The 11,099-nt window shown below is 62.6% G+C and carries 10 protein-coding genes; 8 read left to right on the top strand and 2 right to left on the bottom strand.

Annotation, left to right across the window (positions count from 1 at the left end):
- On the bottom strand, positions 1–286 hold a 286-nt coding region (locus NTZ26_06490; protein ID MCX6560150.1), incomplete at its 3' end, for a hypothetical protein.
- A 175-nt stretch (positions 287–461) separates the two neighbouring features.
- Entirely contained in the window at positions 462–3,290 is a 2,829-nt protein-coding gene (locus tag NTZ26_06485; protein ID MCX6560149.1) for a VOC family protein, read from the bottom strand.
- Between the two features lie 244 nt (positions 3,291–3,534).
- Here NTZ26_06485 and NTZ26_06480 point away from each other — a divergent pair, with 244 nt between their 5' ends.
- The 8 genes from NTZ26_06480 to NTZ26_06445 all read left to right on the top strand — a co-directional run bounded on the left by NTZ26_06480 (position 3,535) and on the right by NTZ26_06445 (position 11,074).
- The gene (locus NTZ26_06480; protein ID MCX6560148.1) at positions 3,535–4,581 is read left to right on the top strand and encodes a hypothetical protein; all 1,047 of its coding nucleotides are present in this window, start codon (positions 3,535–3,537) and stop codon (positions 4,579–4,581) included.
- A 22-nt stretch (positions 4,582–4,603) separates the two neighbouring features.
- On the top strand, positions 4,604–5,404 hold the full coding sequence (locus NTZ26_06475) for an NlpC/P60 family protein (GenBank protein ID MCX6560147.1): 801 nt from the start codon (positions 4,604–4,606) through the stop codon (positions 5,402–5,404).
- Between the two features lie 119 nt (positions 5,405–5,523).
- On the top strand, positions 5,524–6,402 hold the full coding sequence (gene dapA, locus NTZ26_06470) for a 4-hydroxy-tetrahydrodipicolinate synthase (GenBank protein ID MCX6560146.1): 879 nt from the start codon (positions 5,524–5,526) through the stop codon (positions 6,400–6,402).
- Between the two features lie 21 nt (positions 6,403–6,423).
- A complete protein-coding gene (gene dapD, locus NTZ26_06465) occupies positions 6,424–7,137 on the top strand; it encodes a 2,3,4,5-tetrahydropyridine-2,6-dicarboxylate N-acetyltransferase (GenBank protein ID MCX6560145.1) in 714 nt (237 codons plus the stop codon).
- A gap of 7 nt (positions 7,138–7,144) precedes the next feature.
- Positions 7,145–8,176 carry a M20/M25/M40 family metallo-hydrolase gene (locus NTZ26_06460; protein MCX6560144.1) on the top strand — a complete coding sequence of 344 codons (1,032 nt, stop codon included), beginning with the start codon at positions 7,145–7,147 and terminating at the stop codon, positions 8,174–8,176.
- A 7-nt stretch (positions 8,177–8,183) separates the two neighbouring features.
- A complete protein-coding gene (locus tag NTZ26_06455) occupies positions 8,184–9,320 on the top strand; it encodes a pyridoxal phosphate-dependent aminotransferase (protein ID MCX6560143.1) in 1,137 nt (378 codons plus the stop codon).
- Positions 9,320–10,465 carry an alanine racemase gene (gene alr / locus NTZ26_06450; protein ID MCX6560142.1) on the top strand — a complete coding sequence of 382 codons (1,146 nt, stop codon included), beginning with the start codon at positions 9,320–9,322 and terminating at the stop codon, positions 10,463–10,465. The genes NTZ26_06455 and alr overlap by 1 nt, the downstream gene beginning before the upstream one ends.
- 87 nt (positions 10,466–10,552) lie before the next feature.
- Entirely contained in the window at positions 10,553–11,074 is a 522-nt protein-coding gene (locus NTZ26_06445; protein ID MCX6560141.1) for a PH domain-containing protein, read from the top strand.
- Positions 11,075–11,099: the final 25 nt, after the last annotated feature.

Here is an 11,099-nt window from a genome sequence, read left to right as displayed (position 1 = left end):
CCGGTTCATTGCTATGTTGATACCGGAGAGTCAGCCGAAACCGGACGCTTCTGATCGGATCATTTCCGACGTTTCGTATTCTCAACGTGCAGATAGACTTGTTGGCGACACGGCCGTTTTCGTCGTATTCCCACCCAATGCTGCCCGAGATAAATTCAATGTTTGTCGCCTGCGACACAACAGGTCCGGGCCTACTTGGGCCCATCACGCAGCAAACTGCTAAAACCATCGGCAGGATGAGGGCGCCGGCCACGAGCATCCCTGTTCCCGTCAGGCGTGCTTTCATCCGCGGTCCTCCTTTCCTTCCTCCACAAACCCCCGGCCCGCTGCTGGCTGTGTCGTTCAGGCTTTTTGTGGTTCTAAGAATATCCTCATCAGCGAAGAGTTGTCAATTAGGGAGAAAGCCCTTTAATAACCGACCTATAATACGTGCGGGCTCGATTCCCTTCTCCGGCACCACCTCACAGGATCTGGTTGAACTCGAGCTTTTCCCCGTCCGGCCCGCGAATCGAGAAGTACCGGCACCCCTTGTCCCAGAAATCAAGCTTCACGGGTTCTTTCTGAAGCGGCATGAATCCGGCATCTCGGGCCTCTTGAAAGGCTTTGTCGATGTCCTTGACGTTGAAGGCGACGTGGTCCAGATGCCCGTCCTTGCGGGCGCGGATGTCGGCGGCAATCTGGTCCGGCGGCAGCTGGTAGAGCTCCATCACGACACCCTCGCGCTCCATCATGGCCACTTGGATGAGGCCCGAGCCGTCGTCGAATCGGCGGCCCATGACTTTTCGGAAGCCCAGCCTTTGATAGAATCCGACCGATCGCTCCAGGTCGCTCACGGGAAGCCCGATATGCTGAAGCCCCGAAAGTTGACCTTGGAGAAAGCTTGTCCCGTCCCAGATGGATCGGACTTCATGGATGGTCAACACCTCCACCACGGCGGTGCCGCCCTGCGCGGACAGCTCGAGCGACCGTTCCTTTTCGGGGACAAGAAGGCCGATGGGCATGGACAGACTGCCGTCGTTGGCGAAGATCTCGATTGAAGCCCGATCCACGAGAATCCGGAGCCGGATTCGGCCGCGCTCCGGCTCGAGTGACGCGGAAAAGCTGCCGCAGGTTAAAAGCCTCTTCCGAGCGTCATAGACGACCGGAATCCCTCGAACGGTCATCCCGACTTCTTCCGCCCCGCCGATCTCGATCTCGGCCTCGATATCGAATGCCTCGCCCTCGATTCCGTCCAGCCGCTTGCGCCCCGGATCGACGCGCAGGGATGGCCGCGACCACTCGCGTCCGTAAAGGCCGGCGATCTCGCCGATGGGCCGGCTGTGGAGACGGACCCCCTCCTTCGTCGTTCGGAGCGTCAGATCCACCGGGAACCCCATCTGCTGATTGAAGGGCATCCCGGTCATGTCGCAGCGAAGCCAGGGGATCTGGATCCGGCGGCCGTCCGAGCCGGGGATCCCGCTGAAGGTCTGGGCGGCGTACGCGGTCCCGCCCGCATAGGTCTTGAGCATCCCGCTCTCGGGAGTGAACGCCTTTCCGTCAAAGGACCCGATCCGGTAGCTGCCGTCGGCCGCCCAGAAGATCCACTTCGTCTTCGCGGGATTCCCGTCCACGGGCAGCTCAAAGAGATCGGGGCATTCCGAGGCCCCCGGCATCTGGACGTCTGATAGCCGCGTCCAGGTTTTCAGGTCCGGCGAGGAGAGCAGGGTGTAGTCGCTCTTGGTCAGATAAAGGGCCATGATCCACGTCTTCGTCGGCGCGTGCCGGACGACCTTGGGGTCGCGGTTGGCGTCGGCAATGTGGCCGACGACCGGATTGCCCGGGAGCTTGGTGAAGGTCCTTCCGTTGTCCGTGCTGAAGGCAAGGCTTTGGGTGAAGGGCGCCTTGGGCTCGACCTGATCGCCCGCGGACGTGTAAAAACAGACGATGGCCTTTTTGTCTCCCGCTTGGAACCCGCCCGAGTTCGTCCCATCCACCACGGCCGAGCCGGAGAAGATGGTGCCCAGCCTGTCCGGTCGGATGGCTTCGCCCAACTCGCGCCAGTGGACGAGGTCCGCGCTGACCGCGTGGCCCCAGTGCATATTCCCCCAGCTCCATCCGTAGGGATTGTGCTGGTAGAAGAGATGGTATTCTCCGTCGTGATAGATCAGGCCGTTGGGATCGTTGTTCCAGCCGCGGCGGGAGGTGAAATGGAACCGCGGCCGGTAGCGCTCCTTGTAGAGATCGTCCGCTCCCTTGATCTTGTTATCCTGCGAAATCCGGTCGAGAACGGCCGGGTCGCTCTTGTCGGGTTGATCGATCTGAAGGAGGACCGATTTTCCCATGAGCTTCGAGACGTCGATGAAGGCCCAGAAGTCAGGCTCATCTTTGGCCAGCTCGATGTTGAAATCGAGGATCTTTTCGCCGTCCGCAGTCAGACTCATGCGGCGCAGGCGTGCCCCCGTTTTGACGGGCAGGTTGAGGTAAGGCTGGGCGATGACGATGGTCCGTTTCAGGGCCGGTTGGACGATAAGATCGGCATCGTCGCGCTTGGCGTATGAGGACGAAGAGGCGAGAGCCGCTGCCAGCAAACAGAAAGAAAGGCCATTCACGAGGCTTCTTTTCATTTCGCCTTTTCCTTTTCGATGATCCGGGTGCTGAAGATCTCGTGGTATTCGCCCTTGCCGATGGTATGGACCTTGACCACTCCTTGCTGGACTCGGACATTCGACGCCGGCCAGCCGCAACGTGCCCGATCCGCTCTGGACGAGCGGCAGACAGGCTTTCAAGAGCGCTTCCGGAATCGGCCAGTCCGCGTCGGTCGAGAGCTCCTGATCCGCGACGAACGTTCCCGCCCGGGCCAGCTTGAAGTCGTCGGCGATTTGGGGCTCGGCGTCCTCGTTCAGCGTGACGCCGCCGTCGGAAAGAAGGGTCAGGGTCACCGTGGAATCCTTAGTCGAGCCGTCCTCGGTCTCCATCTTTCCGGTTTGAGGGCTCTTCCCGGTCCGGGTGTCGCTCTCCGTGTGCCGGACGATCCGGCGCGGCCGGCCGGCCTCGACAAGGGCATAGGTATCGTCGTATTTCTTCTTCCAGGAGCTCGTATGCTGGTCGGGGAGGCTCGTCTCGGGTTGATCATAGGCTTTGAGGCGATTTTCGACCGACAGCTTGAGTAGGCCTGATCCGGTGACCTCGGTCTTCAAGCCCGAGGGAATGAGGAGTCGAAGCCTTATGGTATCGGGGGGACTCCCGAATCCGGCGCTCCCGGCCGCCCAGCCGAAGAAGACCATCAACGCAACGGCTATTTTTGTTTTCATGCTTCAGCCTCCAGCCTTGCTGCCTACGGGCTTAATCCGTATTTCTCTCACTTCTAATTCCATAAAGCCGCTTGCGTTCAATGTATATGAATAGCGCCGTTTGTGTCCAGGGGCTAGCCTTAAAGGCTCGGGCCGGCTCTTGGGGCCGCCCGTTCGGGTTGGAATGTTGACAGCACTTGCCGCTTTATCGACAATGGGGCGCACCAACCGTCTCTGTCTCCGCGAGGTAATGATGACTCCAACCGTGAAACCGATTCCCCTCGGCACTGTCCGGATCCGGGCCAAAGACCTTCAAGCCGTGGTGATGACCGCCACCGGCTGGCGGAAAAAAAGCCAGGATTTTCCGGATGTCGTTCACGCCGCCCATCTTTACCGATCCCATGGGCGGTTCGCGATGCTTCGCGACGCCAGAGACCCGAGGTTTTTCAAGGGAGCCCTGGGGCCGGGCGGCCGGGCCGTCGGCGCCCGCATCATGGCCCTGCCGGATGGGACAAGGCTCAACGCCGCCTTCTCGCTTTTCGCCAAGAGCCTCCGCTTCCACGATGAAGACACCGATGCGCACTGGGATGTGATGTTCGAGAATCCTTCGGGATTCACTTACCTCTACACAACGGACAAGATCTCCAGGGCCAAAACCCATAAGTCCCATATCGTGGATGAGTTCGCCCGGTTTTTCCCCAAGCTGAAGCGGAACGTTCTGAAGGACCTGCGGAGCGAAGGGAGCATTCACTCGATCGCCCTCTTCACGATGATGAAGACCTATATGCGGGTCGGGAACGAAATCTACTTTAAGGCGCATGGTCACAAAGGGCTTACGACCCTGCAAAAGATGGATATCCGGATCCAAGGTCGCGACGTCTTCTTTAATTACAAAGCCAAGGACGGAGTCCCCATCCATATCCGGCAATGCTTTCCGGAAGCTTATATCCGCAGGCTGGCCGCGCTGATGAAGCCCAAAAATCCGAATTCTTTCGTTTTCAGTCATGCCTCCGGACATCCCTTGGGCGGGAAGGAGATCAAGAGCGCCATCGGGGAATTTTGCGGCCAAGAGTTTTTCCCCCATATCATCCGTTCTTACTATGCCGACACCGAAGTGAAGAAGTTTTTCCGGGCCAAACGGACGGCGACCCGGCAGGAAGTGTTCGACCTCCTGATCAAAATCGCCTCCAAGCTTGGCCATAAGCGATTCGACAAAAAAGAGCAGGTCTGGATCGAAAGCCCCAAGGTCACGGTGAACAATTACATCCGTCCGGAATTCGTCGAACGGCTGCATAAATATTATGAGAAATGACCGGCGTGGCCGACGGTTGCCCATGCGTACAGGCTTAAATCGTCCGCGAGCCCGCAAGCCCCGAACGGTGGTCGTCGCCGCGCTGGTGGGTCTGTCCCTATTCGGCGGCGCGGGCTGCAAGCGCCGCGTATCGGTCGCTCCCTGGTCCTCCTCCGCCTTGGCGGCCGATTCTTCTTCCGGGTACGCCATTCAAGTCGGCGTCTTCGCCTCGGAGGAAAACGCGTCCCGCCTGACCCGGCTCCTCGAGGGGAAGGGACTGGACGCATATTTCTTCACCCATGAATCCGGGTTCTTCAAGGTCCAAGTCGGAAACTTCCCTTCGCGGGCCGAAGCCGAGCGGACTGGACGATCGCTTCTGAACGAGGGGGCCATCGACGAGTATTTCGTGGTCATGCGGCGTCCCTCGCCGATGCCGACCGCGGTCCCTCCGGCCGGAGCGGCCGAAGAGTCGCTTCGCCGCGGCCTGGTCGAGACAGCCGGCAGCTTCCTCAGTTTTCCATACACTTGGGGCGGCGCCTCGGCCGAGGAAGGTTTCGACTGCAGCGGGTTGACCATGACCGTCTATCGTTTAAACGGGATCATCCTGCCGCGCACACTCGGCGATCAGATGAATAAAGGAAGGGCCGTCGATCGCGCCCTATTGAAGCCGGGCGATCTGGTCTTCTTCGCCACCCAAACGAGAGGCATTCCGTCCCATGTCGGCATCTACATTGGGAACGGGCTGTTCATCCACGCGCCGGGCCGCAATAAAACGATCCGCGAGGACGCTTTGAACGGCGCCTATTTCGCCGCCCGCTATCTGGGGGCGAGAACCTATCTGTAGGGAGAGGCTGGGTTTTTTGACAACCCCGCCCCCCTATGCTATGTTTTTTCGGACAACAGCGGACGCTCTCCCTTTGAATCGAACGCTCGGGATGTGGTCCGCCGCCAAGGAGAACGACGATGCTGACCGGTGCCTATACGCTGCTGATGACGCCTTTCGACAAGGACCTCCGCTTGGATGAAGCCGGCTTGCGGACTCTCGTCCGGATGCAGGTCGAGGCCGGCATCCACGGCCTGGCGCCGCTGGGCGTTACGGGCGAAAGCCCGGCTCTGGACGACCGCGAATTCCGCCGCGTGGTGGAGATCTGCGTCGAGGAAGCCGGCGGCAAGTGCAAGGTGGCCCCGGATACTTGCGCCTGCAACATCGACGTCGTCATCGCCCGGGCCCGGATGTTCGGCGAGCTGGGCTGCGACTACGCGGTCGTCTTCGCCCCCTATCTGGTCAAGCCGACCCAGGCCGGGCTTGTCGATTTCTATCGCCGGGTCGCCGACGCCTCGCCCATCCCGGTCATTCTCCACAACGTCCCCGAGCGCGCGGCCGTGGCCATCGAGCCCAAGTCTTACGCCAAGCTGATCGGCTCGGGCAATATCATCGGAACCAAGGACGGCGTCAAAGACCTCGACCATCTGGCCAGACTCCTGCATATGGCCCGCGGCAGCGATTTCGCCGTGCTTACGGGCAAGGACGCCACCGCCTTCCCGCTGATGGCCTTCGGCGGCCAGGGCGTGTTCAGCGTGGCCGGGAACATCCTGCCGGGCGTCATGCGGACGATCGTCGAGCTGTCCCTGGCCGGTAATCTCGCGGCGGCCCGCGAAATCCACGAGAAGCACTACGAGCTGTTCGAGGCCCTGCGGCTGGAAACCAATCCGATGGCCGTCAAGGAAGCGCTGACCATGCTGGGACTTCCGGGCGGCCCCCTGCGGCCCCCGCTCACCCGGCTGGGCGAAGCCAACCGCGAAACCCTGAAGCGCCTGCTCAAGGAAACCGGGGTCCTCTAAGTCCGGAAAAGGAAAGCGAAGATGGATTACAAGCAGATCGCGGACCTCATCGCCAAGAGCCGGAAGACGACCCCCGTCGTCGTCTACATCGACGGTTCCTTCGAACATACGGATTTCGCGGGCCTGGATTTCAAGGCTTTCGGCCAGGGCAAGCTCTGGGTTCTGATCGGCGACTATGCCGACATCGAAGCTTGGATGAAGGCCAAGCGGGGCCGGATCCGTAACTTTCACGCCGACATCCGGGCCCGTTACTCGGCCCTGCCGATGCTCGATCTGCGCCGCGTCGACGCCCGGGTCGAGCCGGGCGCAATCATCCGGGACGGCGCCCGGATCGGCAAGGACTGCGTCATCATGATGGGCGCGGTCATCAATATCGGCGCCGTCGTCGGCAGCCGGACCATGATCGACATGAACGCCGTCCTCGGGGCCCGGGCCCTGATCGGCCGCAATTGCCATATCGGAGCCGGGGCGGTCATCGCCGGAGTCCTGGAGCCGCCCAGCCGCAAGCCGGTCGTCATCCGGGACAACGTCCTGGTCGGGGCCAATGCCGTCGTGCTGGAGGGGGTGACGGTCGGGCGGGGGAGCGTCGTCGCAGCGGGCGCCGTCGTGACCCGCGATGTCCCGCCGGGCGTCGTGGTCGCGGGCGTTCCGGCGCAGATCGTCAAAAAAACAGCAGATGTCGAGAAAGACAAAATCGCCCTCCTGCCGAAGCTCCGCGGCCGGAAGGGCCGCTAGAACCCGCATGGACCCCATCGGGCTTTTGAAGGATCTCGTCGGGATCCCTTCGACCACCGGATCGGAAGGGGCGCTGGCCGATCATCTGGCCGGATTGTTCGACCAGCTTCCGTTCCGGGTCTTGCGCCAGCCCGTCGAACCCGGGCGCGACAACCTTTTTATCACCGCCGGCGAAGACGATCCCAAGGTCGTGCTGTGTACGCATATGGATACGGTTCCCGGAGCTGCAGCGGCAACGGAAGACGAGAAATCGATCTACGGACGCGGTGCCTGCGATGCCAAAGGCAGCCTGGCCGCCATGGCGGCGGCGGCCTTCGGCTTAGCGGACAGGGGCGTTTCCGGATTCGGGCTTCTTTTCGTCGTCGGGGAAGAGACCGACAGCATCGGCGCCCGGACCGCCAACGGGCTTGGCTTGGGATCCGGCGCTCTCATCGTGGGGGAGCCGACCGGCAACAAGCTCGGGTTGGGCCATAAGGGAGCGCTGTTCGTCGAGCTCCATGTCGCCGGGCGGCGGGCCCATTCCGCACTGCCCCATTTGGGAGCATCGGCCATCGAAGCCCTGCTCGACATCCTGAACAGCCTGCGGGCCGCCGATTTCGGGCGAGATCCCGTTCTCGGCCCGACGCTTCTCAACATCGGCCGCATCGAAGGCGGCGTAGCCCCCAACGTCATCGCCGACGAAGCGACCTCGGTCCTCGGCCTCCGCCCCGCCGTGTCTTGCTCCGAGACTCTGGCCCGCTTGGCCGAGGCCGTCGCCGGCCGGGCCCGGATCGAGATCATTACGGCCTCGGAGCCCCAGAAGCTCTGGACTCTGCCGGGCTTCGAAACGGACCTTTTCCCTTTCGGAACCGATTGCCCTCATTTGACCGCTTTCGGCCGGCCCTTCCTTGTCGGACCCGGCGACGCCCGTTGGGCCCATGCCGAGGACGAACGAATCGCCAAGTCGGAGATACTGGCTGCGGTGCCTATTTACGAGAGCCTGGTGACGCGCCTCCTGGAGGGCGAGGAGCCGACGGCGCCGAGACTCGGCCGACTGTGATAAAGAAATGAAATCCATCGAAAAATCCCTCATCCGCCAAGTCAACGATAGGGCCGACGCCTCCTGCTTGAATCTCGGCCTCGGCGAGCCCGGCTTCCCGCCGCCGCGGGCCATCCTTGAACACGTCCGCGGGCATCTGGCCGAATGGAAAGCGGGGTATTCGGCCGTCGAAGGACTGCCCGAATTGAGGCGGACCGTGGCCGAGGTCGCGGCCGGCGACGGCGGGGGAGCCATCGATCCCGCCCGCGTCTGCATCACGGCCGGCTCCCAGGAAGCCCTGTTCGTCCTGTTGATGACCCTACTCGAGCCGGGCGATGAAGTTCTCGTTCCCGATCCCGGATTTCCGGCCTATCCATCGATCGCCAGGGTGGCCTGCGGAACCGCCGTTGCTTACCCTTTGGGTGCCGATAACGGCTTCCATCTCGACCCAACCGACATCCTGGCCCGCGTGACCCCCAAGACGAAAGCCATCGTCCTCAATACGCCGAACAATCCCGCCGGCGCCGTTTACGGGGAAGGATCCCTGGCCGGGCTGGCCGCCGGGCTGGCCGGATCAGGCATTCCGGTTATCGCGGACGAGTGCTATCGTGCGTTGACCTTCGGTTCCGCTCCCCGGTCGTTCATCCGCCATTATCCGGATGCGGTTGCTGTCGGCAGCATCTCCAAGAGCCATGCCCTGACCGGCTGGCGGCTCGGTTGGATGATCGTCCCGGATAGACTCGTCGGACGCTTCTCCGGCGTTCACCAGTTGGCCGTGACTTGCGCTTCCGTCGTGTCCCAGCGCGCGGCTATTTTCGCCCTGAAGGGCGGCGCCGACGAGGAATGCGAGGCCAATCGGACCGAGCTCAAGCGCCGGCGCGATTTGGCTCTGGCGGCGCTGCGGGAGCATACGGGGCTCCTGGCGCGTGAGCCGGAGGGAGCCTTCTATTTATTCGCCCGTGCGGACCGGGAATGCTCTCGGGCTGGCGGCTCGCTGGCCTTGGCTCTTAAATTGATTGAAGAGGAAAAAGTCGTCATCACGCCGGGCGCCGCTTTCGGTCCGGGCGGGGAAGGCTGCCTGCGCATCTCCTTCGCTGCGGAGCCTGACGTGATCACCGCCGGACTGGAGCGGCTGGGCCGATTCCTGAAGAGGCTGCGGGGCTGATGATCCATCAGCCGACGATCGACGATCCCGGCTCGCGCCGTCCGACTTCGGTCGAAGTCGACCTGGACCGGTTGAGCGCCAACTGGTCCGCGCTGCAGGCGTTCGTGGCCCCGGCCAAGGCCATGCTGATCGTCAAGGCCAACGCCTACGGCCACGGCCTGTTCGAAATCGCCCGCCACATCGGGCCGCGAGCCGACGCCATCGGTGTCGCCGTGCTCGAGGAGGGCGTCCTGCTGAGGCGGATGGGGATCATGGCGCCCATCCTGGTCATGGGCGGGGTCTGGGCCGACCAGATTCCCGAATACATCAAGCACGATCTGGCTTTAACGGCATCCTCCGTCGGGCGTCTGGAGCAGATCGCCCAGGCCGCGGCGGCGCTGGGCCGGGCGGCCAAAGTTCATCTCAAGATCGATACCGGGATGGAGAGGGTCGGGGTCCATCATTACAATGCGGCCTCTTTGCAAGAAGCCGCCCTGCGCTTCGCGCCCGGCGTCCGGGTGGAAGGCATCTATTCCCACTTCGCCAACGCCGACGCCGAAGATCTTTCGCATGCCCGCCTCCAATTGGAGCGCTTTCTCGAAGTCCTGCGCTTCTATGAGCGGCGCAGCCTGCCGACGCCGCTCCGCCATATCGCCAATTCCGCCGCCGTCCTGCGCCTGCCCGAGAGCCGCCTCGATATGGTCCGGCCGGGGATCCTGGCGTACGGCGTCTATCCGGCCGCGCATATCGCCCGGACCCTGGATGTACGCCCGGCCCTGACCTGGAAGTCGCGGGTCGTTTACTTCAAGGTCGTGCGGGCCGGCGATCCGGTCAGCTACGGCTCGACCTGGCGGAGCGACCATCCCGTTCGCGTCGTGACTGTTCCCGTCGGCTACGGGGACGGCTATTTCCGGTCCATGTCCAATAAGGCCCGCGTCCTCATCCGCGGCCGGTTCTACGCCCAGATCGGCGCCATTTGCATGGACCAGATCATGGTGGCCATCGAGTCGGATTCGGCCTATAACGGCGATCCGGTCGTCCTGATCGGGGAGGACGGCGCGGCCCGGATCACGGTCGAGGATCTGGCCGGTTGGGCGGGCACCATCCCGTACGAGATCCTGACCGCCATCAACACCCGGGTCCCCCGGATCTACAAGGGCGGTTGAGCCCCCGGCGATTTTTCTTTTCGCCGGCCTCCCTTTTGATTATAATTCCGGCATCGAAAGTCATCCCGCATCTCAGGGAGGGAGCGTATGAGAACGAAACTCCGCGATCATGAAACCATCCTTTTCACCACCCGGACCCATTGGCTGACGGTTTGGAAAGCGTGCGCCGTTTTGGTGGCCGCCCTTGCTTTTGTTTATGTCGCCTATTTCGTCGTGGCGCCCGGATCCGCCAACCGGACGATCCGCTTGGCCAGCCTGGCCGTTCTGGCGGCAGCGGCGCTTTTCTTTGGCTACCGCGAATGGTATCGGCGGCGCGACATCTGGGTCGTGACGAACCTGCGGGTCATCGACGAGGCGGGCATCTTCACCCTCTACAGCAAAGAGAGCCCGATGGAGAAGATCAACAACATCTCCTTCCGGCAGACCATCATCGGGCGCATGCTGAACTACGGCGAGGTCGAGATCCAGACCGCCGCCTCGGATGGAGCGACCTTGTACACGATGATCACCAACCCCAAAAAGCTCGAGGACACGATCGCCCGGACCCGGGACGCCTACCAGCGGGAATTGCTGAAGGCTTCCCCCGGCAGCGGCAAGGTTCAAGCCTGAACCGGCCGCCGGCCCGGACCGGAGC

This window comes from Candidatus Aminicenantes bacterium (assembly GCA_026393855.1).
GTDB lineage: Bacteria > Acidobacteriota > Aminicenantia > Aminicenantales > UBA4085 > UBA4085.
This window is presented reverse-complemented; position numbering and strand designations above follow the sequence as displayed.